Raw genomic sequence first — 21,384 nt, forward strand, 5'->3', positions numbered from 1 at the left:
TTTGCAGCCCGTCTTTTGCCTCGTCTGCTCAGCTCCGTAACTAAATCTGTAACCAGGGCTACAGCTTCTCTGGGACTGGCTATGGTGATGAAACAACGCACTCAATCTATCGAAACTGTGGGGATTAAAACTATGGCTTCTTTCACCTTCAAAACTAAAACCCTGATGGCGCTGGTGGGCCTGCTGGCCCTCGGCACCACGGCTGTCGGTGCCGTGGCCTGTTCCCCTGTGCCCGACTCTGGGGCTACCCCAGGCGACACCGTCGAATCTCCTTCAAACGCTGAGGTTCCTCCCTATAGCGAAGACGTAGGTCAGGTGGATGATGTGCTGACTCCAGAGGTGCGAGAAACCATTCTGCAAACCGTCGCCACCGATGTCGATCGCCCCGCTGCTGACCTGCGCATTGCCGCCGCCGAAACCGCCACCTGGGATGGCTGCATGGGCATCTACGTACCCGACCAGATGTGTACCATGATCGCCATTTCGGGCCTGCGGGTTGTCGTGACCGATGGTGAGCAAAGCTGGGTCTACCACACCCGCCAGGATGGCCAGCAGGCCGTGCAAAACCCTACTGCCAGCGGCAGTCAAAATGGCCTGATTCCCGACTTTATTCCCCGAGTTGAGGGGCAACCCACTGAGACCCCCGAGGCCTATGTCTTTCGCTCAGTCGTTAGCGGCAGCCTGGCCGGTAGGCAACAGGTCATCACCCTGCTGATGGATGGGCAACTGCTGCAAACCGAAGGGTCTACTCTTGTAGCCCAAAGTCAGCTGACCCCCGAGCAGCTAGCCGCCTTTCAGCAGGTGCTAGAAGACCAGCGCTTCCCCAACCTGAACCGGATGCGCTACATCACCGATGCCGCCTTCGCCGATTACCCTACTGTGCAGCTCTCAACCCAGCAGGGCCAAACGGAATACATCGACCTGGCGATCGACGATGCCCCCACCGCCCTACAGGCCGTGGTACAAGCCTGGAACGATCTGGTTGCCGAAGCTCAATAGACCGCTGGCCACTGCCACTCTAGATAGACCCTGAGTGGCAGTGGCCATTCTCCTAATCGTCCTCACTCCTCTCCCTGACCGCATGAAAGCTTCTTTGAAAATTGTCTTGGCGCTGGCTAGCACGGTTTTGTTGGCCAGTTGCAGCACCAGCTCTGAACCACCCCTCGCCAGCCCCGACGATACCCTGGCGCAGCCCGTTGACACCTTCTCGCCACCCAATGTGCAGTTTGAGGTGGCGGCAGAGGCGGGTACCTGCCCAGAAACCGTCAGCCTGTGGGAGTTTGGCCTGGGCTTTGAGGGCGGTGCCGACCACACTGTCGTGGCCGATGTTGCCCCCATTGCGATCGCCCCCCCGGAAATTACGAGTTCAGAAGAGCGGCAGGTCGTCTATACAGCCCCCCTGGCAGCAGAGTTTGGCGACTGCACCGGCACCGCCACCTCGCAATACCTGAGCATGTATACCTTTCGGTTTGGCGACGGCAATGTGCAGTTCGAGCTAGATTTGCGGGGCGACGACGGCTTCCGCGATATTCGCTACGCCGATATTTCGGCCAATCGCCCCTATGTTTACTGGCGCGCCGCTGAGTAATTAGCGAGATTAGCAGCCCGCATCGCCCTGTACAGGAATGGTCAGGGTATCGCCGTTCTGCTGAAGCTGTAGAGTGCCTTCGACCGCGATCGATTCGATTTCTCCAGGCTGGCCGAGGGTGGTATCGACCTGGAGCCGAATGCTATCGTCCTGACTGACAAAGGTTTGGGAGGTTTGCTGTCCGTAGAACTCTTCCCCCGCTGCTGCCGTCCGCCGAAAGCGCACGAACTCACCGTTGATTTTCATCAGGGTAAAGCCATCGTCGGGGGGCTGGGCCAGGCCGTTAAAAAAGAGAATTCCCTGGGGGAGCGAGCCGTCTGACTGCTGCCACAGAGACATGCCGCAACCGCCGCCGCCCTCGGCAAACAGTTCATCTAATGTTATTGAATTGACCTCAAGGGTGCCCGTTTGGGGTGCAGGGGTGGCTGAGTTGTCTGTCTCAATCGGTTCAGTTGGCGATGCGGATTCTGAAGCTGGCGGATTGGCCGTACCGTCATCAACTTGCTCGGCGGTAGGGGTGCAGGCAATCAGACCTGCAACCAATAGACCAGCCAGCGGCAGCAGTCGCATCCCCATAGCTTCCCCTAAAATCGCTGGCCAATGAAGACCGATCGCACCTCGCCGTTGCGGCGAATCACCGCCTCTTCGTTAGAGACCGATACCAGGCTCCAGCCGCTGCTGCCCACGCGCTCGCCGATGTAAACCCGCTGCGAAACGCCGTTGATCTCAAACAGAGCCGCCGAGCGATCGCCTAGTTCTAAAATTCCTACCAGGGCGTGAACCAGGGGAGCCGCTGCCGTGCTCTGGGGTGGGGCCGTCGGGGCCGCCGGAGCTGCCGGAGCAGGGGCCGGTGCCCCAGGCTGTGGCACCAGGGCTGTGGCACCGGGGGCCTGCTGCTGAGTCGCCGTTTGGTAGGGAACGTAGACCCGCTCAATTACGTTGACGGGGCCGGTGCCCAGGCTGCCTACGGTGCCTCCAGCCCCTAGGGGTGGCAGCATGGGCGGGGTAGGCACAGCGACCCCAGTCGGAGCCTGACCAACCACGGTAGTATTGCCCAATTCGCCGCGATCGACCTTGCCAGAAATCACCTCTAGCGATCGCTGCAGATAGGCCAAAAATTCTTCGTCAGACTGCTGGGCGGCGGTTTCTGCCGCCGGTCGGCCCAAAGAAAACCGACTGCCCTGCTGGCCAAACCACAGCAGCCCGCCTACGCCCATCAGCGACAGGGCCGTAATTGCCAGCAGCATGCGATCGAACAGTTTGCCAAAGCGAGTTTTGGCTGGGGCTGAGGGCGGAGCCTGACCAACATCGTCAGCGTGGAAGAAGTCGATGGCGCTGCTCACCGGGGCCAGCGTGGTATCGGCGGCAGGAGGTGCCGACTCAGCCGGAATATCTACAATCGGTGCCAGTGCCGTAGAGGCAGGTTCAGGAGTCGCTTCTACCGCTGCCAGGGCCGCCTCATCGCCCTCCAAGATTTTGTCGACATCGTCAAACAGGTCAGTAATTAGGCTGTCGGCGTAGGTAGTAACCAGAGCTTCTGGATCGACCGAGGTGGGCTCCTCGGGCGGCAAGGTGGCGGTGCTGTAGGCTTCTTCCTGGCTCATGGGTGATTTATCCTGGCGTTGGCAAAGGGAGATTTTAAGGTAACCATGCGGTCACGCGGGAAGCTAAAACGAACCTGGCAAAACGCTAGAGCAGCCTAGATACAGCCCTCCAACGGACACTCCCCCCGATAGTCTGATGAAGTTTAACCCAAGTTGCCAAATCTTTCATCTACTGCGCATAAAACCCAACAATTTTCTGATTTTGACTTGATCCCGGGTAGGGTGGGCACCGCCCACCACCGACTTATGAATGGGGAGAGAGAATTGGTGCTCTATTCTTATCGCTGGCGGGGAAGACGAGGGCCGGGGTGGATCTGCAGGATTTCAGATAGATGGTGGGCAATGCCCACCCTACGGGATCTTGGAGATTTCTGCTCTAAAACAGTCTGGCGGTTTGGGTGGCGGGGTCAAACTCGTAGCGCTGGGTAAAGTCGGTTACGCCATAGAGGTTAAACGACACCGTAGGTTCGTTACCCAGCGCCTCGACGCTGTGAATGGCGTTGGCGGTGAGCGCCACTACATCCCCCGGCTGCAGCGTAATCTCGTCTACCAGTTCTAGATGGTCGGGCTGGTCGGGCTGAGGGCTGCGCCGCCAGAGACGGTTGCGCTCTTGACCGCCCACCAGCGCCACAATGCCCCAGGTGCCGTGGTTGTGAATGGGCGAGGTCTGCCCCGGCAGCCACGACACCATCTGCACGGTGAGCGGAAACTCGTGCTCGCGGTAGAGAAAGTTGACGCTCCAGCCGGTTTTGGGGTCGGGGGCGCTGTACTCCAGCTGTAGCCAGTAGGAGCTGACCAGCAGCTTGCGCACCAGGGGAGTGATCGCCTCCAGGCGGCTGATGTCGTCGTGAAACGTTTCGAGAATGTCTTCCAGCTCGGTCAAAAACCGATACAGGCGGTAGTATTTCCCTGGCTCCAGCGTCTCAGGATCGCCAAAGGCGCGGTAGGTGCCATCGTCGCTGACGAGCCAGTTGTGGGCCATGGCTACTCAACCCGCACGCGGCGCGTCTCAACCACCATGCCGTCTTCGCGAATGACTACGGTAGAGATCCAGCGGTTGTCGGGTTCGGTAGGGGCCGTGCCCACCTTGTACAGACCGCCCGAACTGAGCAGGTCAAACACCACCGGGCGCGGCTCAAAAAAGTCGGTGGCGGTGACGCCTTCTTCGACGGCGACCCCCATCAGCGATCGCTCCTCCAGGGGCTCGACCACAATCGTGTCGAAGCTGTAGGTTTGCCCTGGGGTGAGAGTTTCTGGCAGCTGTACCTGCAGCGTTGGCGGGTTGGTGCCCGTGACCAGTCGGCTGGTTTCGCTCAAGATCTCCTGAGAGGTAATTTGCCCAGCCGCGAGCTGCTGTCGCGAGGTGGTGTCAGCGGTGAGGGTGAGGGTGCGGTCGGGACGGGTTTGGGTGCCGGTTACGGTGGTGCGGGTTTCAATGCTGTAGCGATCGGGGCCATCGGCCTGCCAGCTGAGCAGCTCAATGTCGTAGGTAATGTCGGGATACCGCTGCCAGAGGGTTTCTAGGGTCTGGCGCAGCTGGCCGTAGTCGAAGCCGGTGTCGCTCGAAAACGACTCGCTGTAGAACGCCATCACAGCGTCGAGATTGCGATCGCTGGCCGCTGCCTCTAGCTCGCTGAGCACGCGCTGCACCTCGGCGGGAGCTGCCTGGGCGACGACAGTTTCATTGGCTTGGGCCACGGGTGCGATCGCCCCGGTGCCAAGGCCCAGTGCCGCTGTGGCCGCTAATCCTAGGCTCCACTGGCCCAGACTCCACTGTCCGATTAAACCGTTAGCCACGCTTACCGCCCTCGATACCACAAATACTCCGTCTACCTTATATCAACTGACAGGGAGTTGGTATAGTTAGAGGCGTTTTCAGCGTCGAGGGTGTTCCCTTGTCCCCAGCATCTACCCCCGTAGCGTCTGCCCAAACCCCATTGCCCCGGCTGCTGGTCGCCGCCAGCGGTACTGGAGGGCACCTGTTTCCGGCGATCGCCACCGCCGAGGCTCTGCTGCGGGAAGGCTACAGCATTGAGTGGCTGGGCGTGCCCGATCGCCTCGAAACCACCCTGGTGCCCAAGCACTTTCCGCTGCATACGGTGCGCATGGGGGGGTTCCAGAGCAAAGCTGGCCTCGGCAGTCTAAAAACGCTCGGGCGGTTTGCTCAGGCGACGGTACGAGTGCGCGCGCTGCTAGAGCAGGGCGACTTTGACGGCGTATTCACCACTGGCGGTTATATTGCTGCTCCGGCGATCATTGCAGCGCGATCGCTGGGTCTGCCCGCCGTGCTGCATGAGTCCAACGCTTTGCCTGGCAAGGTGACCCGCTGGCTCAGCCCCTGGTGTACCACCGTTGCCCTGGGCTTTGAGGCCACCCGCGATCGCCTCCCCAAGGCCAAGACCGTGGTGGTGGGCACCCCCGTACGCGACGAGTTTCTCACCCCGGAACCACCCGTTTTAACCGACCCCGCCATCCCTGAGGGCGTGCCGCTGATTGTGGTCGTGGGCGGTAGCCAGGGTGCGGTAGCGGTCAACCAGCTGGTGCGTGCGGCTGCCCCCGCCTGGATCGACGCGGGCGCGTGGGTTGTACACCAGACCGGCAGCAACGACCCCGATGCCGACAGCTACAGCCACCCCCACTATATTCATCGCCCCTTCTTTGGCTCGATGGCGGCGCTCATGCACCGGGCGACTCTGGCCATCGGTCGCTCCGGGGCAGGCACCCTCACGGAGTTAGCCATCTCTCACACGCCCTCGATTCTAATTCCCTACCCGTTTGCGGCAGAAGACCACCAGACGGTCAATGCCCAAGCTTTTGTCGATGCCCATGCCGCGCTGATGCTGAATCAAGGCCAAATCGTCGCCTCAGAATTTCAGGCTCTGGTGCTCGATTTACTGGCAGAGCCGCAGCGGCTAGAGGCGATGGCCACAGCAGCGGGAAACCTGGCGACTGCCGATAGCGCCACAAAACTAGCCGATTTGATTCAAAAGGTAGTGCTGAACCGTTAGGCTATCTCCGCAGCGCCGGTATGGCTACAGCATTGGGTCGATAATCGCCTGCCAATCGCTGCGAGTAGAGCTTGACTCTAGCTCAGGCACAGGGCTGCCGTTGATGAAGATAGTCGGCGTCGACCACACCCCGCGACCGATCGCGTAGCGCACAGAGGCCTTGGCCCGACTCGCCACCGAACCCTGCTCATCGCTAATTTGCTGAGCCAGATCGCTGTCCTTTAAACTTGGGTCAAATTTAGTAGCTAGGTCTTCGATCAGCTGGCGCAGGTCGTGACGGGTTTTATGGTCGAAGGCATCTTGAGAGTAGTCGGCCTGGTGCTTATAGAGGTGGCTAATGAACTGCCAGGCTCGCTGCGGGTCGTCTGCGGCGATCGCCACCACGGCTTTAGTCAAATCCCAACTCTGGCGATGGTCGCATAGCACAATGGGGTGAGCCGTCATGGCAACGCTTTCATTTTCGTAGTGGTTAGCTATCGCCAAAACCGTGGGCCAGGCCTTGTTAGAAAAAGGACATTCCAGATCGATAAAGACCTCGATCTGCACGGGGGCATCGCCAGATCCCAGCCGAAACCCACTGGGACGAGACGGAACAGGCATTGACATAATTGAGCAGTCTGAACAGCATCTAACGGCAGTCTATGAAACCGCGACTAGCGCTGTTACCCTCTCAGGGCAGATTGATTGATGCCTGTAAAAAACAAAGGGCGATCGCCTGGAAATGTGCGATCGCGCCCCTGGTCTACGTGTAGATTTCACCATTTCGAACGCTGTTCAAGTCGAGCCTGTCTGCGTCTTCTAACGTAGCTGACTCGCTCTGTAGGTGAGCTTCTAGCAGCTTCAGGTTCCGCACGTTCGACTTGTAGAAAGCGTCAAACAAATCTCCCACCAGCGGCACAGTTCCCACGACGGCCTCCAGGCCAATGTTGAAGACCATCTGCGCCAAGATGCCCCTGGGCAAACGAAATCGAGCGGCCAAGACGATCACGTAGGCCGATATGGCGGTAGCGATCAAATCGCCTAGTCCAGGTATCAGCCCCAGCACCGGGTCCCAGCCGACTTTTAACCCCAAAACGGGGATTTTGAAAGCCGTATCCATCAGTCGGCTAATGCGACGGATGCGGTTGAGGTTTCTGAGTTGAGCAGCGGTATTAACGGTATTCATAGGTTAATGCTGCCAGTCATGGCTGGCCGTTGTCTTACCTCGGAAGAAGCAAAAAAGTCCGGTGGCTGGCTGAATTGCCTCTAACTATTGGATCGCGATTCAGACTTAATGAGCCTTGTTGTCGAGCCCTGGGGCAAAAGGTTAGTGCTCTTTTTCGATGGGCCAAGTCCATGCCGACGCGTTGGCTGAGGCGAACTTTGCCTTAAACTACTTGGCTACCTGGATGGCCTCGGCATGAGCCTCGGTTCGCGCCGTCAGCGGCTGCAGGCTAAAGCCCACCACCTGCTGCCCCCGGCAGTAAATGCCCAGCTTGGGTCGAACTTCAAAGGCGGGTGTAGCGCCTTTTTGCGCTTCGGCCTCGGTGTAGAGCCAGTAGCCCTTTGGCCCAGCTACCAGCTGTACCGGAGTCTCTTTGGTGCGAGAAATGAGTACGTGAGTTGGGGTGAATGTCATGGCAGTCTCCTGGGGTGCAAGCCCCTTAATAAGCAGTAACTCTATGTAACGCCCTCTCAGAAAAAGCTGAAATCGTAGGAGCCGAATCTCCGCAGGGAGGATCTCCCTATCCCTAGAAAGGCAAAGTCGCTTAGGGTGCCCAACGGTGCCTGGCGAACCTCACGAAACCTGAAAGACGTACTAAATTGTTAAACATAGGTTACAAATCTTCATCTGCCCTGGGTCGTACCCCGTTTTCAGGTAGCGTTTTTTCTATGCAAGAATTTCACGCCAGTCAAAATTTGCGCCTGCGGGTGCCCAACGAGGCCATTCCCATTGAGCACTACCTGCGGCAGCCCCAGCGCCTGGTTCAGGCGATTACCGACCCGCGCCGCATTGAGGTGATTGGCGATGGCGTCTATCGATTGAGCCTGCGCCCTCTACAGTTTTTGGGCATTAGCATTGAACCCACCGCCGATTTGCAGGTGCGATCGCAGGCCGATGGCACGCTAACGCTTGAGTCGGTGGGCTGCCAGGTCAAAGGGCCTGACTACCTCAGCTTTGTCAACGATTCCTTTGGGATGGCGCTGCAGGGTGTTCTGACTCCCCAGCGCGGCGATCGCTACACCGAACTTCAGGGTCGCGCTGACCTGCAAATTCACATCGAGCTGCCGCCCCCAATTCGCTTCATGCCCGCCCCCGTGCTCGATAGCGCCGGTAAGACCCTCCTCAGCGGCATTCTCAGCACTATCAAGCATCGCATCGAGCGGCAGCTGGTCGAAGACTATCGGGCCTGGGTGGCAACAACCCATGCTCAGCCGGAGGTGAGTGGTCAGGGGTCGCTGCGTGGTCGGGCTGTGGAGGGGTGAGTGGATGGGTAATGCTCCCTGAGCGGAGTCGAAGGGAGTGTGGGGGTGCGTGAGAGCGCGAGTGATGGTCTCTGAGCGGAGTCGAAGGGAGTGCGGGGGTGCGTGAGAGCGTGGGTGCGTCAATGGGAGTTGTCTTGGTCTCGGGTGGGTGAATGGGTTATGGAAATGCGATCGCCTACCGCTAGCCCAAACTGCTCTTGGGCGTTGCCCTGGTTGACCGCAATTTCTACAAATCCGTGACTGCCCACCAAAGCTAGCCCTTCCCCAGGAGATACTTCGCCGTAGGTTTTGCCGCTTGGCAGGGTGGTTTCTCCCAGGGTCAGCGTCCAGTTGTCAGATTCTACTGCGCTGGCGGGGATAGTGGTGGCGGCATTGCCAAAGCGATCGATGTATTGCACTACGCCTTGCCAGCCTGTTTCGGTGACGGCTGGAGCCGTTAGCGGCAGTGTTTTTAGAGATTGAGGATCGATCGCTGGCCCCAGGCGATCGATGGGCACGCCGTTGGCCAGGTGGGCTGCCGCTGGGGCAAAAATATCGCGTCCGTGGAAGGTGGCGCTGGGCTGAGGAACCCGCCAGTACTCAGTATTAACCAGTTCTACGGCGTTCAGAATGGGTTCACTTTCTAAAACACCGCTGAGCAAGCCGTTGTCGGGTCCGACTAAAAATCCCCGACGTGTCTGCACTGCTACGGCTCGCCGCTGGGTACCCACCCCCGGATCGACTACTACCAAGTAAACAGTGCCCCGTGGCAGGTAGGGATAGGCGCTCAGCAGGGTGAAGCGGGCGGCGTAGAGATCCTGCGGCGGCAGGTGGTGGGTAATGTCAATCGTTTGGGCTGTGGGGCATAGTCCTGCCATTACCCCTTTCATGACGCCTACGTAGCTGTCTTGGCTGCCAAAGTCGGTGATGAGAGCAATAATCATGCGATCGCCATAGTCAAGGGGACGGTCTGCCATGCTCATGTTGTCGCCGTTCCTTCGACTTGTCGCCGTTGCCTGAGCGGAGTCGAAGGAACGGCGGTAGGCTGAGCGGCTTACGCCCAAAGCCTAACTCCCCTCTGCCCGGTAGTCGCCCGATTTGCCGCCGGTTTTGCTCAGCAGACGCACAGAGCGAATCTCAATCGATTTTTCGAGCCCTTTAGCCATGTCGTAGAGGGTGAGGGCGGCGACGGTGGCGGCGGTGAGGGCTTCCATTTCGACCCCAGTTTCAGCCTTGATTTTGACCGTTGCCTGAATGTGGTAGCCGGGCAGGGTTTGATCGGCCGTGATCTGCACCTCCACCTTTTGAATCGGCAGTGGGTGACAGAGGGGAATCAGGTGGGCGGTTTGCTTGGCGGCCATGATGCCAGCGATGCGGGCCGTGCCCAGCACATCGCCCTTGGGGGCGTCGCCCGCCTCGATCGCGGCCAGGGTTTGGGGCTGCATGACCACAATGGCCTCAGCGACGGCCTGCCGCACGGTCTGGGGCTTGGCGGCAACATCCACCATGTGGGACTGGCCCTGGGCATCGAGATGGGTCAGCGCTGGCGATGATGAATCCGTTACAGAAGAATTATTTGTCATGGGTACAACCTTGGCGAAAGATCATGCTAGTATAAGAAGCCTGCACAGGGGCGTGTAGCTCAGTGGACTAGAGCACGTGGCTACGGACCACGGTGTCGGGGGTTCGAATCCCTCCTCGCCCGTTTCAGCTCAACTATCCTGCCTCGCTAGAGCGTGGATTGGATAGCTCAGTGGCATAGACATCTCGGCCTCTCCCCAGAGCAAACCTCAGGGAGTGGCTGAGATCTTTGCTGTTGGCGGTGACAAAAATCACCAGCCCTACCAGAGTCATGACGCCTGAGAGGCCAAAAATGCCTCGGTAGCTTAGGCGATCGGCAATGGTGCCAAAGATGGGGCCAGCCAGGGCAATGCCCACATCAAACCCGACCATGGCCAGGCCAAAGGTGCGGCCGCGATCGCTAGCCGTCGAGCGATCGCCCATCAGAGCTGCAATCATCGGGATCAAGGTGCCACCTGCAAACCCCTGAATAAATCCTGCCAGCAAGAACATCGGTGCACTGCGGGCCAGCCAAAATACGCCCATCCCCAAGCTGTAAGCGAGCAGGCTAATGGTAATGAACCGCCCTCGCCCATAGCGATCGGAGGCCCGCCCCACCACCAGCCGCGACATAAAGCTGGCCATCGCCGACGCGCTGTAGATCAGCCCCACGTTCAACGCCAGGCCCGCCTCGCGCACGTACAGCGGCACGAAAGTGCTGATGGTGCCAAAGGCCAGCCCCACCAGCAGCAAAATAACCGCCGGAGTGCGCACCCGCCCACTCCACAGCTGACCCCAAAACTCCTTTGAACCCGCATCTTCAGCCGCAACCCTGGGCTGGTACGGCTCGTGCAGCCGCGCTACCAGAAGCAGCCCGACAATACCCAATATCCCCATCACCAAAAACGCTGTGGTAAACCCCGTCGCCTCGTAGAGAAAGCCGCCCAGGGCAGGCCCCAGGGCCAGGCCAATTGGGTTGACCAGAGTCATATAGCCAATTAGCTCACCCCGGTTGGCGGGCGGGGCCAGATCGAGCACCAGGGCGCTGTAGGCCACCACAAAGGCGGCAATGCTCAGCCCGTGGAAGGCGCGAATGGCAATCATTGCCAAAATCGAGGTGTCGAGGTTGAGGGTGTAGCCCGCCAGCGACAGGGGCACGATCGCGCGGGGCAAAAACAGCACCAGCAGGTAGCCAAAGGGGGCGATCGCGATCGCGCTCAGCCCCACCATTAGCACCACCTTGCGGCCCCGCTCGTCGGCCAGTCGCGACAGGTAGGGCCGCGCCAGCAGCAGCCCAATCGCAAATGACGCCATTACCAGACCAATTTGCTGACCGCTGCCGCCCAGGGTGGCAATAAACAGCGGCAGCGTCGGCAGCAGCCCGGCCAGCCCGGCCCAAAAACACAGCCCAGCGGCAAACAGCACCGTCAAATTGGTGCGCACCGATGGGCTAAAGGTTGAGAAAATAGTCAAAACGGTCGTTCTCCAAGTAGAGTGCTGGGTACTTAGCGCCGCCACGGCTGGACCACCGCGCCCCACTTTTCAATGTAAACAAATGTTGCAGGCTTCGGCTATAGAGCGCACGGCCACTTTCGACCCCACAGGCCACTACCGCTACCGTCTGGGCCGCCGGTGGAGCGATGCCCCCACGCTGGCCATCATCATGCTAAATCCCAGTCAGGCCAGCAGTAGTGTAGACGACCCCACTATTCGACGCTGCATGGGGCTGGCACGGGGCTGGGGCTTTGGGGCGATCGCAGTAGTCAACCTGTTTGCCTACCGCAGCCCTCACCCTAAGGTGCTGCGCCAGGCTGCCGATCCCATTGGTCCCGAGAATGACGCCGCTCTAGTCGAGGCTGCTCGTAAGGCCGATACGATTCTGCTGGCCTGGGGTAACTGGGGCAGTTGGCAGGGGCGCGATCGCGCCGTCCTCAACCTGCTAACTCCCTTTCACCCTCATTGCCGCTGCCTGGGCCGCAACCGCACTGGCCAGCCCCGTCACCCCCTCTACGTGCCCCAAAGCATCTCCCTCCAGACCTGGCGGGAGATCTAGGTAAGGCAGAGGTCAAAAACAGTCAGGACTTGGCGGGGTGGTGGTGTATTGGCGGCCAGGTTTCGACTTCGCTCAACCTTCGGTGGCTCGACCTCTGGCGGTTAAGGACTGAGCGAAGTCGCTGTTTTCAGACAAGCGTTGCCAACGCACAGCACCTACCCCACTCCCCATTCCCTCATCTCTCTACTTCCGCTGCTCCGGCTCCTGATACACACCGTAGGCGGCCAAAATACCCAGCAAAAAGCCAAACAAATGCCCCCACCAGGCCACCATCGGCTGGTTGGGAAACATGCCAAAAATAAAATAGCTGTAGTTGATCAGCACAAACATTGAGATCAGCAGCGGCACCACCCGGCGCTCTAGCCAACCAATGCACAGCAGATAGCCAAATAGAGTGTAGACCACGCCGCTCAGCCCGTGAACGCTGCTGGGGCCAAGCAGCCAGGCCACGACCCCACCCCCCAACCAGCCGATTAAGAGGGTGATCCAGTAGTCGCGGCGGCTTTTGGCCAAAATTAGCCAGCTAAAGATGAGAAAACCGATGGTATTGCCGATCAAGTGGGCAAAGCCAGAGTGAGAAATGGCCGACAGAAAAATGCCCGGTATACCCTCAATGCTGCGGGGGTGCAGGGGCAGGTTCCAGCGGCCGCCAAACACTACCTGGTCAACGATTTCCTGCGCCCAGGGAATTGCTACGAGGTAGACGGGCAAAAGCGCGTTGCCCTTCAAGCGCTGTCCCCAACTTTGAGGTGCCGGGGCTGGTTTGTCGGTCGAGCGCGAGGCCGCCGGCGGCGCGGCGGTATTGAGTTCTGCCTCTAGTTTTTTGAGTTTGGCCTGTAGGTCTGTGTCGTCCAAAGGGGTTGCCTGTCTGGAGTTTAGAGCTATAGCCAGAGTAGCGTTTTCGCTCCCTCACTGCCCAGGGCTAGGAGCGTGCCAAGCCAAAATTGGTAGGTGAGTTTGGTTGAGGGTTCAAGGTGTGTGGTTCAAGACTGGCTGTGAACCTGAGACCTTAAACTCTTAACCCCATACCGCTTGCCACCGTTAGCTGGGTTAAGTACCAAGGCTAAGGATAATGTTGGTGACAGGTTGGACACAGCAATGGGGGTAAGCTGCTAATAGGGCTCTGCACTAAACGCTGAAACCCTTATTCACCCAAAAACGGGCCATGCTGGGATCGAACCAGCGACCGACCGCTTAGAAGGCGGTTGCTCTATCCGCTGAGCTAATGGCCCTAACCTAATCACTCTACATTTTAGAGGGTGTCGGTTGCTCTCAGGGCAGACTAGGGCGAATAGAATATTGAAAAACAGCGGCAGATGCTGCCAGGGCGGTGAGTGCCGCTACAATAAGTCACCTACTTTCTAAATCTCACCGTTGCGAGGGGTTGCCAGGCTTTATCCCATCACGATGACGCAGTAATAAGGGTGCGGTTTACCGTTGCAGCCGCCGCCTACTGCAGGTACTCACCTCAGCTAGGAGTCAGCAGGCCATAACATGTTTATCCTCAAGCGGCAGGATGTTGACATCAAAACGATGCATCATCCTCAAAAAGATCAGCAAATTCCAATTTTGTCGTATCAGGGGCAAACCTTTCGGCTGCTGAGCGTGTTTACCGCTGCCCAGGAAGACGATGCCAGAGCGCTGTGGCGCGACCTAACCGACAACCGGGGCAAGGCCTGCGTGCTGCTTGAAGAACCCGATCGCTATAGTATTTGGGGCAAAATTCGTCTCGACCAGTTTGATGAGGCTGGGCCAGATACGGGCACTCCGCCAGCCGAGGCCACCTATATCAAGGCCTGCCTGCTAATGTTGCAGGTCCTGTACATGGATGTGGAGGATTTGCTGGGGGCCAAGCAGGCTCGGCAGTTTGAGGGCGATATTGGCAAGATGTTTGCGGCCTGGAAGTTTCCCCAGGCGGTGACTCCCGATGCGGTGAAAACTCTGCTGACCGTCGATCCGTTGGCTATGCCCCAGCTGCCCCCCTGGCAAGACCACCATCTGCACCGGCTTCTGGAAGAAACCCATCGGATAGGCAAAGACTACTTTGGCAATGCCAACTTTACCGATCGCGCTCTGGAGGCGGTCGAAGACCTTACCGCCAATGAGCAAGCCTTGTTTCGGCGGTGGCTGCAGCAGTCTCCCAGCGGCAAGCTATGGGCGTAGCGGGCGCATTGCCGACGCTAGAGTTTAAGAATTATTGCTCTGGGCGACTAAATCAGACTTATTCTTGCAGACTGACCGCCCATCGACGGAGGGAGCCGATACAATTCAGGCGTTGCGCTGGGCACTCTAGCGAGGCCCCGCAAAGCGATGGTCAGAGTTTGCCCCTCAAGGGGCGATCGCTGGTTTTTGGTCTGCCCTGATGCCGTTGAGTTCCTTAGGAGTGAACCCTTGAGCAAGTCATCAACCCCCTCGTCTGCCAGTTCTGTGTCTACTCCGCTGTTGGTGGGAGCCTGCATTGCCTGGGGCGTCGTTACGCTATTGTTCTTTTTGCTGTTTACGGCTCCTGGGGAAGATGGTGTCCAGCCTGCCTGGTTTTTGCTGGGCATTAACCTGCTCGAAACGGGGGCATTTCTTCTGGCCGGGCTGCTGTGCTTTCGCAACTGGCGCAGTACCCAAATCGTCAGCGGGCGCAATGTTTGGTTTTGGATTGGCCTGGGGCTGCTGTTCTACGTGCTGGGCAACGTCATGTTCTTTCTCTGGGGCAACATCTGGAGACTCGACCCGGCGGTATCTCTAGGGGATTTCTTTTACATTTTTAGCTATATCTTTCTGGCTGCGGGCATGTTCAAGGCGGTGCTGCCCCGACGGCTCAATCTGGAGCTGCCCCAGTGGCTAATGGTGGTTGGCATTGGCCTGGGCGGCATTTTGCTGACTATTTTTGTCAACCTGGCGGCAGCCGAGGCGGCGGTGGTACCCGGTGCGCCAGCGCCGACGCTGTATCTGGCTCAAACCGCTGCCCCCGAAGTCGCCCCCGAAGTTGCCCCTGAGGCTGCGCCCCCAGCCCTGCCAGAGCCAGTCGCCGAGACTTCGTCGGCACCCAACTGGGTACTGCAGCTCGATGGTTTTCTCGAACCGCTGGCCGATGGGGTGGGCCTGCTGTACCTGATTGGCGACGTTGTGCTGCTGATTATTGCGGGCACGCTGCTGGTGGCCTTTTGGGGCGGGCGCTACTCGCAGTCTTGGAAACTGATTGCGATCGCGGCCTTTTGCCTTTACATTGCCGACATGTTTTTCGCCTACGCCGTCAACACCGACACCTACATCGAAGGTAGTCTGTGGGAGGTCTTTTGGACGTTTTCGGCGGTGTTTTTTGGCCTCGGTGCCGTAGTTGAGCATGCGGTTTCTGTAAATTCTCGGCGCAGCCCCCGTCGGCGACGCGGCTAAAGCCATCTACAGGTTCTCCAGAGATATTAGCCTTAAGATATTAGATGGCATTGTTACGGAACCCAAGGCATGGCACCCAAAAAGCTGACTGAGGCTGACAAGACATCTATCTTGAGCCTGTACCGCCAGCCCCAGGAAACGACATCCACACTGGCGGAGCGCTACGGGGTCAGCAATAGCACCATTAGCCGTCTGCTGAAGGCCAGCCTGCCCGAAGACGAGTACAGCATTCTCATTCAGCAGAAGCGCGGCACCGGCGACAAATCTGTGGTGGTGCCGCCCGCTTTGGCTCAAGACGATACCTCTGCCTCGACTAAGCCCCGCCGCAAAAAAGACGCCGACCCCGAACCGGAGGTGTCGGTGCAGGCGGCTGACCCAGAACCAGCTGACTTAAAGCCAGTTGACCTAGAGCCGCCTGCCCCAGCAGTACCTGCTGTCGACGAGGCCCCGGCTCCGCCCGCTAAGCCCACCCGCAAGCGGCGATCGAGTGCGGCAGAAGCGCCCGCTAGCGAAGCGGAGCCCGTGCCCGAGGCCGTTGCTGAAGCGCTGGCCGAGCCGACCCAGCTATCGATTCCTGATCCGGCCCCGGTGGCGGTGCCAGAAAAACCGGCCCGCCCGGTGCTGAAGTCGGCTCAGGCGGTGACCCCAGTCGCGGCTGTGATCGAAGAAGAGGCGGCTGTCGCAACCGACGACGATGACGACTGGGATGGCACCATTCTGGGTGACGACTACGACGATGACGACGACGATGGCGACGATGACGAGGCCTATGCTTGGGAAGACAGCGATCGCGCCACTCCCAACCTCGGCACCCTGGAAATTTCGCCGCTCACCGCCGATGCGCTGCCGCCTCTGTGCTATGTGGTGGTTGAGCGCACCTCGTCAGAGCTGGTGGTGCTGCCCCTGCGCACCTTCGCCGATCTAGGTCAAATTCCTGAAACCGAAGGCGACTCGCGTACCCTGCCGGTGTTTGAAAACCACAACGTGGCCCGCCGCTTTTCGCGCCGCAACCAGCGAGTGGTCAAGGTGCCCGATGGCAGTCTGCTGCAAACTACCAGCCCCTACCTACAGGCCAAAGGCATTACCCGCCTGCTGATTGATGGGCAGGTTTTTTCGCTCGACGACCCGGTAGAACCCTTGACCTCTGGCGTAGACGAGTAAGCTATGGATATACTGCTGCACCTAGCCATTGGCATTGGCCTCAGCGCCGCTGCCGGGTTCAGAATTTTGGTGCCTTTTTTGATCGCTGGCATTGCGGCTCAGCAGGGCTATTTGACGCTGTCTCCCAGCATGGCCTGGATGGCAACCACGCCCGCCATTTTGGCGCTGGCCGCCGCTACAGCTCTGGAGATACTGATCTACTTTGTGCCCATCGTTGACAACCTGATGGATGCGGTGGAGCTGCCCGCAGCGGCGATCGCCGGTACCGTACTCACCGCTGCCGTCACAGGTGGCGAGATGAACCCCTTTTTGCAGTGGAGCCTGGCGCTGATTGCCGGCGGCGGAATAGCCTCCAGCACCCAGGCGTTTACCGGGCTGACCCGGTTGGCCTCGACGGCAGCGGCAGGGCCAGTGGGCAATATCGCCGTTTCTACCGGTGAATTGGCCAGTTCAACCATCCTTTCGGTACTGGCGATCGCGGTGCCAATTTTGGTACTGATTGTAGTGGGCGTGTTGCTGTACCTGGCCTTTCGGCAGCGAGGCCGCAAACGACGGCGGATTTCTTAACTGCTGACCCACGGCTCCAGACAGCTCGCCCAGCGTTAGCCCACACGGAAATTGCCTTGAGCTATGGCAAAGAAAAAAACCATTACCCACGCCAAAAAAGCCTTCAAACATCAGTTCGACGCTATGGTGCCGCTGATTTTGTCTGAGTGGCCCCAGCTAATCGAAGAAAAACTGCTGGCTACGGAGGGGGATCTGGAGCGGGCTGTAGACTACATTAGCGACGAAATAGACCATACCAAAACCCTTGTGCGCCGCCACCTCGATGAGCTAGCCAGCCTAATTGAGCCTGTCCGTGCCATTCCAGAGGCTATCTCAAACACAGCCTCTCGTGGTGCCGACAGCAAAGCAGTGTCGCTGGTCAGCAAGATTCAAGACGCAGTGCCCGATCAAGTCGGCGAATTCCTAGAGGACCGTCTATCCACTGCCAGTTCATCCTCAGAGAACGGGATATCGGCCAGAATTAGCACCGCTCTAGAGGAAACCGTACCCGCCACAGTTGACCAACTGCTGAACGATCTGGAGTCTCGCACTGAGCGTCTAATTGCAGAACTAAAGGCCGAAATGCTGCCGGAGCTAGAGAAAAAAGCCCGCAGCAATCTGGGCACCAGCCTGCTAATCGCCCTGGGGCTGGGGTTCATTTTGGGTCTGCGCTTGGGAGGTAAGCGTGACTAGCTCAACCTCCTCCACCTGGGATCAGATCGAAGACTACGTTCGGCGGGTGCTGCGCCTGGGCTCTGTGCTGGTTGACATTCACCTGGATGTCGCGATGCAGGAGGCCAACTACGAAAAACAGCGGCTGCTGGGCGGTTTCGTCATGCTGGCGATCGGGGTGGGCATGCTGGCCACGGCGGGGGTGCTGGCCGAGGTGGCCGGAGTGGTTTGGGTGCAGTCGCTGGGGCTGTCGTGGCTGCAGGCCATTGGTGCTGTGGCCGGGGGTAATCTGATACTGGGGCTAGGATTTTTGGGTTCGGCCAAGGCGCGGCTGAGCGGCCCGGTGATGACCCAAACCCAAGCGCGGCTGACGCGATCGATCGCGCTGCTGAAGGCTAAAGAGGAGTAGAGCCTCCACCTTGGCCCATTCCCATTAGAAGGTATATTGCGCCCCTCAGCGCTGCTGGGCTAGTTCTTGCAGCAGGTTCACCACTTGCTCCATGCTTCCTCGCAGAGATATCATTTCCCGCTCGATCGCGCTGAGCCGCTCTAGTATCGGCTCCTGAGTAGCATTTGGCGTCCTATTCCTAGCGCTGGTGGGGATGTCGCTAGCCCGATTCAGTTTGGTTACCAAGGCATCCCAGCCATTGGCCTTGATGCCGAAATGGGCCTTGGCCGCTTTGATGGTCTTAAATTCTTGCTGCAAACTGGCTACGTCATAGGGTGCTGCCCCCTTATCCGATTCCATCCGATCCAAATCTTCCTCGACCATCTCGACCACGTCATCAATCAGCCGATCGTGGTTTTGGGCCATCTGGGCTGCTGCACCCAAAATCCGGGAGGTCGCTTTAATCTGCGTGTCCGTTTCTTGCCGCAGCTCCTCGGCAATGCCGCGCAGGCGATCGCCCAGCGTAGCAGGTTGCGAAGCCGAAGCTATTGAAACTGAATCGTTGCCCATGGGTAACCGTTCCTTACTCCGCCAAAATTTCTCTCACAGCAACCCATATGCGCTGAAACTTTTGCAGCATCCCCACAGGATTATTCGTGGCTTCATCCTCGACTGAATCTACCAGCCTTTGAATCCGATCCATACGAGTTGCGACCTCCTCCAGGCTCTTAATAGCCTGATCTTTCTTGGTCAGCGACTCGCGCAGGACAATCGCCATCTCGCCAATTTCCTGCTTTAGTCGCTCATTTTCCCGCTTGCGCCGGGTTTCCCAGCCTTTAATACCGGCCTTGGAGCGCCGCTCAACTTTCAGCTCTTGCTCAATTTGCTTGTACAGCGCCAGGTAGTTCTGCGATTCCTGCTGGGCTTCATTGTACTTGACCTCCAGCTCGCTGCTCCGGGCCTTTTCCTCGGTGTACAGCGCCAGATACGAGCTGGCCTGCTCCTGGCTTTCTCGAAAGAGAACGATTGTTGACTGCAGCTTTTGCTCTTGCTCCTCGTAGAGAACAATTGTTGATTGCAGCTTTTCCGATTGCTGTTGGTACCGCGTCTGGCTTTCCTCTAGCTGTCGCGCTTTCTCAATTACTTGATCCTTGGCCTCATCCCGCTGCGATCGCACATTGGCCAGCAGCTGCTTCATCTCCTTGGATGACGGCGGCTCAGCCTGTCGTGCGTGCGGGTGCTGGGTGGCATTGTCATCGGATGAGGTACGTCTGTCGTTTCGTCGCATTCCCGGCATTTGCAGACACCCCCAACACGCAGTTGCACTAATCTCTTCTTTTTGAGGGTGCCCCTGTCCGGGGGTGAGGACTAAGCCACAGAGAAAAAGTTTTGATGAAGACCTTTAAAGTATCGCTACTCAAAACTCAAAGGCCGTTTGGGTGATAGGAACGTGGTTGGGTTGACTTGCCACGTCTTGCAGCCATCGCTGGATACTAGGAAAGCGCGTTAAATCAAAGCCACCCTCATGAGCGACGTGGGTGTAGGCGTAGAGGGCAATGTCTGCGATCGTATAGTGGTCTGCAACAAAATACCGATGGTTGGCTAGGTGCTGCTCCATTACCGCTAGCGCCTGGTAGCCCTGCTCCTGCTTGTAGGGCAAGGCGGTTTCTTGGTAGGTGTTGAGCTGGGGCACATGACAGAGCCAAAACCGGGGCGTAGCGATATTGGGTTCGTGGCTGTACTGCTCGAAAAACAACCAGCTCAGCACCTGGGTTTGAGCGAGTTTGTTGTCTGGCCAAAAAGCGGTTCCCTGGGCCAGGTAGAACAGAATTGCATTCGATTCAGCCAGGTAATGACCGGGTTCGAGCTCGAGTAGGGGAATGCGTCCGTTGGGATTTTTGGCCAAAAAGTCTGGGGTGCGGGTTTCGCCTTTGAGAATATCGAGTTCGACGTAGGCAAAAGGAATCGCTAGCTGAGAGAGCAACAGTCTGACCTTATAACCGTTACCCGAAGGCGGGTAGTCGTAGAGGCGATACATGACAGCTAATCTTGCTGAGTGGAAAACTGGCGCGCGCCGATCGCGGCCAGCACCCCCGCTACCACAATCAAAATGGGAATCGTGTACCACGGGAACTCGGTCAGGGGCTGGTAGGCCGCTGCCCGCAGACCCACGGTGGTATAGGTGAGCGGTAGCAGGTAGACGATCGCCTTCAGCGCCACGGGCAGCGTCGCCGGGTCAAAGAAGGTGCCGCCCAGAAACGACATTGGCACAATCAAAAAGTTGTTGAACAGGCCCACGCTCTCCAGAGATTTCACATTGAGGCCGACAATGACCCCCAGGCCCGCAAAGACGGCGCAGTTGAGCACCACCAGCAGCAAAAACAGCGGGTTGATAAAGCTCCAGAACCGCCCAGTAAAGAGAATCGCCACTAGAATCACCGAGCCCGCCGTCATCAGGCCGCGCACAATGCCCGCCAGCATTTTGCCCAGGTGCAGGGCCAGGGGGTGTACCGGGTAGAGCAGCATTTCCTCGAAGGTTTTGGTGAAGAGGCGATCGCCGCAAATCGAAAACGTGGTGCCGCCAAAGCTAATCACCATCGACGACAGCGCCACCATGCCCGGCAAAATAAACTCCAGGTAGTTTTCGCCAGCGGGGGGAGTCGTCACCTGGTCAATGGCGCTGCCCAGGCCCAGACCAAAGGCCAGAATGTAGATCAACGGCGACACTAGCCCCGAGGCCGCCACCTGGGGAATGCGCACCCGCAGGTCGAGCCAGTCGCCCCAAAACACCGTCAGCATGTCGGGCCAGAGGGTGCGCAGAGGCAGCGAAGCGACCTGCTGCTGCCGGGGACGGGAGAGAATGTTAGTCAAGGCGGCTCCTGCAATGTTTCTTAATAGCCTGTTATTAGCTTACGCCCTGACTATCCCCAACGAAAGCGATCGCAGGGTATAGAAGCGGCAACTGTATATAT

Annotated in this window: 26 protein-coding genes and 2 tRNA genes; 12 read left to right on the forward strand and 16 right to left on the reverse strand. The window is 58.6% G+C overall.

What is annotated here, in order from left to right:
• Positions 1-132: 132 nt before the first annotated feature.
• Both ACQ4N7_RS00600 and ACQ4N7_RS00605 read left to right on the forward strand, forming a co-directional pair.
• Positions 133-999 (forward strand): hypothetical protein, encoded by an 867-nt coding sequence (locus ACQ4N7_RS00600; protein ID WP_430709682.1) that lies wholly within the window; start codon positions 133-135, stop codon positions 997-999.
• Between the two features lie 82 nt (positions 1,000-1,081).
• Complete coding sequence (locus ACQ4N7_RS00605; RefSeq protein ID WP_430709683.1) at positions 1,082-1,588, forward strand: hypothetical protein; 507 nt, start codon at positions 1,082-1,084, stop codon at positions 1,586-1,588.
• A gap of 9 nt (positions 1,589-1,597) precedes the next feature.
• Here the strand turns inward: ACQ4N7_RS00605 and ACQ4N7_RS00610 are convergent, their stop codons facing one another.
• The 4 genes from ACQ4N7_RS00610 to ACQ4N7_RS00625 form a co-directional block, all read right to left on the reverse strand.
• Positions 1,598-2,164 carry a hypothetical protein gene (locus ACQ4N7_RS00610; RefSeq protein WP_430709684.1) on the reverse strand — a complete coding sequence of 189 codons (567 nt, stop codon included), beginning with the start codon at positions 2,162-2,164 and terminating at the stop codon, positions 1,598-1,600.
• 8 nt (positions 2,165-2,172) lie between these two features.
• Entirely contained in the window at positions 2,173-3,192 is a 1,020-nt protein-coding gene (locus ACQ4N7_RS00615) for a hypothetical protein (protein ID WP_430709685.1), read from the reverse strand.
• Positions 3,193-3,568: 376 nt separating this feature from the next.
• Positions 3,569-4,174: a cupin gene (locus tag ACQ4N7_RS00620; RefSeq protein WP_430709686.1), complete on the reverse strand. Its 606-nt coding sequence runs from the start codon at positions 4,172-4,174 to the stop codon at positions 3,569-3,571.
• Between the two features lie 2 nt (positions 4,175-4,176).
• Positions 4,177-4,989: a nuclear transport factor 2 family protein gene (locus tag ACQ4N7_RS00625; RefSeq protein ID WP_430709687.1), complete on the reverse strand. Its 813-nt coding sequence runs from the start codon at positions 4,987-4,989 to the stop codon at positions 4,177-4,179.
• Between the two features lie 98 nt (positions 4,990-5,087).
• On the opposite strand from ACQ4N7_RS00625, the gene murG reads away from it, so the two are divergent.
• Positions 5,088-6,200: an undecaprenyldiphospho-muramoylpentapeptide beta-N-acetylglucosaminyltransferase gene (murG, locus tag ACQ4N7_RS00630; protein WP_430709688.1), complete on the forward strand. Its 1,113-nt coding sequence runs from the start codon at positions 5,088-5,090 to the stop codon at positions 6,198-6,200.
• A 24-nt stretch (positions 6,201-6,224) separates the two neighbouring features.
• Here murG and ACQ4N7_RS00635 read toward each other — a convergent pair whose 3' ends face one another.
• The 3 genes from ACQ4N7_RS00635 to ACQ4N7_RS00645 form a co-directional block, all read right to left on the reverse strand.
• On the reverse strand, positions 6,225-6,800 hold the full coding sequence (locus tag ACQ4N7_RS00635) for a DsbA family protein (RefSeq protein WP_430709689.1): 576 nt from the start codon (positions 6,798-6,800) through the stop codon (positions 6,225-6,227).
• Between the two features lie 142 nt (positions 6,801-6,942).
• Positions 6,943-7,365 (reverse strand): DUF4112 domain-containing protein, encoded by a 423-nt coding sequence (locus ACQ4N7_RS00640; protein WP_430709690.1) that lies wholly within the window; start codon positions 7,363-7,365, stop codon positions 6,943-6,945.
• 207 nt (positions 7,366-7,572) lie between these two features.
• Complete coding sequence (locus tag ACQ4N7_RS00645; protein ID WP_430709691.1) at positions 7,573-7,818, reverse strand: hypothetical protein; 246 nt, start codon at positions 7,816-7,818, stop codon at positions 7,573-7,575.
• Between the two features lie 254 nt (positions 7,819-8,072).
• On the opposite strand from ACQ4N7_RS00645, the gene ACQ4N7_RS00650 reads away from it, so the two are divergent.
• A complete protein-coding gene (locus ACQ4N7_RS00650; RefSeq protein WP_106866789.1) occupies positions 8,073-8,666 on the forward strand; it encodes a DUF1997 domain-containing protein in 594 nt (197 codons plus the stop codon).
• 119 nt (positions 8,667-8,785) lie between these two features.
• On the opposite strand, the gene ACQ4N7_RS00655 is transcribed toward ACQ4N7_RS00650, so the two are convergent.
• Both ACQ4N7_RS00655 and moaC read right to left on the reverse strand, forming a co-directional pair.
• Positions 8,786-9,622 carry an SAM hydrolase/SAM-dependent halogenase family protein gene (locus ACQ4N7_RS00655; protein ID WP_430709692.1) on the reverse strand — a complete coding sequence of 279 codons (837 nt, stop codon included), beginning with the start codon at positions 9,620-9,622 and terminating at the stop codon, positions 8,786-8,788.
• A gap of 90 nt (positions 9,623-9,712) precedes the next feature.
• Positions 9,713-10,228: a cyclic pyranopterin monophosphate synthase MoaC gene (moaC, locus tag ACQ4N7_RS00660; RefSeq protein ID WP_430709693.1), complete on the reverse strand. Its 516-nt coding sequence runs from the start codon at positions 10,226-10,228 to the stop codon at positions 9,713-9,715.
• 48 nt (positions 10,229-10,276) lie between these two features.
• Between moaC and ACQ4N7_RS00665 the strand changes: the two genes are divergently transcribed.
• Positions 10,277-10,350: transfer RNA gene (locus ACQ4N7_RS00665), tRNA-Arg, on the forward strand.
• A gap of 11 nt (positions 10,351-10,361) precedes the next feature.
• Here the strand turns inward: ACQ4N7_RS00665 and ACQ4N7_RS00670 are convergent.
• Positions 10,362-11,678, reverse strand: coding sequence for an MFS transporter (locus tag ACQ4N7_RS00670; RefSeq protein ID WP_430709694.1), 1,317 nt, complete (start codon positions 11,676-11,678; stop codon positions 10,362-10,364).
• A gap of 82 nt (positions 11,679-11,760) precedes the next feature.
• On the opposite strand from ACQ4N7_RS00670, the gene ACQ4N7_RS00675 reads away from it, so the two are divergent.
• On the forward strand, positions 11,761-12,258 hold the full coding sequence (locus ACQ4N7_RS00675) for a DUF1643 domain-containing protein (protein ID WP_430709695.1): 498 nt from the start codon (positions 11,761-11,763) through the stop codon (positions 12,256-12,258).
• Between the two features lie 183 nt (positions 12,259-12,441).
• Here ACQ4N7_RS00675 and ACQ4N7_RS00680 read toward each other — a convergent pair whose 3' ends face one another.
• Both ACQ4N7_RS00680 and ACQ4N7_RS00685 read right to left on the reverse strand, forming a co-directional pair.
• Entirely contained in the window at positions 12,442-13,113 is a 672-nt protein-coding gene (locus ACQ4N7_RS00680) for a rhomboid family intramembrane serine protease (protein ID WP_430709696.1), read from the reverse strand.
• A gap of 304 nt (positions 13,114-13,417) precedes the next feature.
• Positions 13,418-13,490, reverse strand: a tRNA-Arg gene (locus ACQ4N7_RS00685).
• A gap of 262 nt (positions 13,491-13,752) precedes the next feature.
• On the opposite strand from ACQ4N7_RS00685, the gene ACQ4N7_RS00690 reads away from it, so the two are divergent.
• The 6 genes from ACQ4N7_RS00690 to ACQ4N7_RS00715 all read left to right on the forward strand — a co-directional run bounded on the left by ACQ4N7_RS00690 (position 13,753) and on the right by ACQ4N7_RS00715 (position 18,433).
• Positions 13,753-14,421, forward strand: a complete 669-nt coding sequence (locus ACQ4N7_RS00690) for an Npun_F0813 family protein (RefSeq protein ID WP_430709697.1) — start codon at positions 13,753-13,755, stop codon at positions 14,419-14,421.
• Between the two features lie 228 nt (positions 14,422-14,649).
• Complete coding sequence (locus ACQ4N7_RS00695) at positions 14,650-15,645, forward strand: hypothetical protein (protein ID WP_430709698.1); 996 nt, start codon at positions 14,650-14,652, stop codon at positions 15,643-15,645.
• Between the two features lie 69 nt (positions 15,646-15,714).
• On the forward strand, positions 15,715-16,806 hold the full coding sequence (locus ACQ4N7_RS00700; RefSeq protein WP_430709699.1) for a transposase: 1,092 nt from the start codon (positions 15,715-15,717) through the stop codon (positions 16,804-16,806).
• A 3-nt stretch (positions 16,807-16,809) separates the two neighbouring features.
• Positions 16,810-17,373, forward strand: a complete 564-nt coding sequence (locus ACQ4N7_RS00705; RefSeq protein ID WP_430709700.1) for a DUF4126 domain-containing protein — start codon at positions 16,810-16,812, stop codon at positions 17,371-17,373.
• A gap of 63 nt (positions 17,374-17,436) precedes the next feature.
• A complete protein-coding gene (locus ACQ4N7_RS00710; protein ID WP_430709701.1) occupies positions 17,437-18,045 on the forward strand; it encodes a hypothetical protein in 609 nt (202 codons plus the stop codon).
• Positions 18,038-18,433 carry a phage holin family protein gene (locus ACQ4N7_RS00715; RefSeq protein WP_430709702.1) on the forward strand — a complete coding sequence of 132 codons (396 nt, stop codon included), beginning with the start codon at positions 18,038-18,040 and terminating at the stop codon, positions 18,431-18,433. Before ACQ4N7_RS00710 ends, ACQ4N7_RS00715 begins: the two co-directional genes overlap by 8 nt.
• Before the next feature lie 45 nt (positions 18,434-18,478).
• Here ACQ4N7_RS00715 and ACQ4N7_RS00720 read toward each other — a convergent pair whose 3' ends face one another.
• From ACQ4N7_RS00720 to ACQ4N7_RS00735, 4 genes are all read right to left on the reverse strand, one after another.
• Positions 18,479-18,982, reverse strand: coding sequence for a hypothetical protein (locus ACQ4N7_RS00720; RefSeq protein WP_430709703.1), 504 nt, complete (start codon positions 18,980-18,982; stop codon positions 18,479-18,481).
• A gap of 13 nt (positions 18,983-18,995) precedes the next feature.
• Positions 18,996-19,700, reverse strand: coding sequence for a hypothetical protein (locus tag ACQ4N7_RS00725; RefSeq protein ID WP_430709704.1), 705 nt, complete (start codon positions 19,698-19,700; stop codon positions 18,996-18,998).
• A gap of 129 nt (positions 19,701-19,829) precedes the next feature.
• On the reverse strand, positions 19,830-20,450 hold the full coding sequence (locus ACQ4N7_RS00730; RefSeq protein ID WP_430709705.1) for a glutathione S-transferase family protein: 621 nt from the start codon (positions 20,448-20,450) through the stop codon (positions 19,830-19,832).
• Positions 20,451-20,455: 5 nt separating this feature from the next.
• The gene (locus ACQ4N7_RS00735) at positions 20,456-21,211 is read right to left on the reverse strand and encodes an ABC transporter permease (protein ID WP_430710054.1); all 756 of its coding nucleotides are present in this window, start codon (positions 21,209-21,211) and stop codon (positions 20,456-20,458) included.
• Positions 21,212-21,384 lie beyond the last annotated feature (173 nt).

Origin of the sequence: Nodosilinea sp. AN01ver1 (assembly GCF_050565655.1) — a bacterium.
Lineage (GTDB): Bacteria > Cyanobacteriota > Cyanobacteriia > Phormidesmidales > Phormidesmidaceae > Nodosilinea.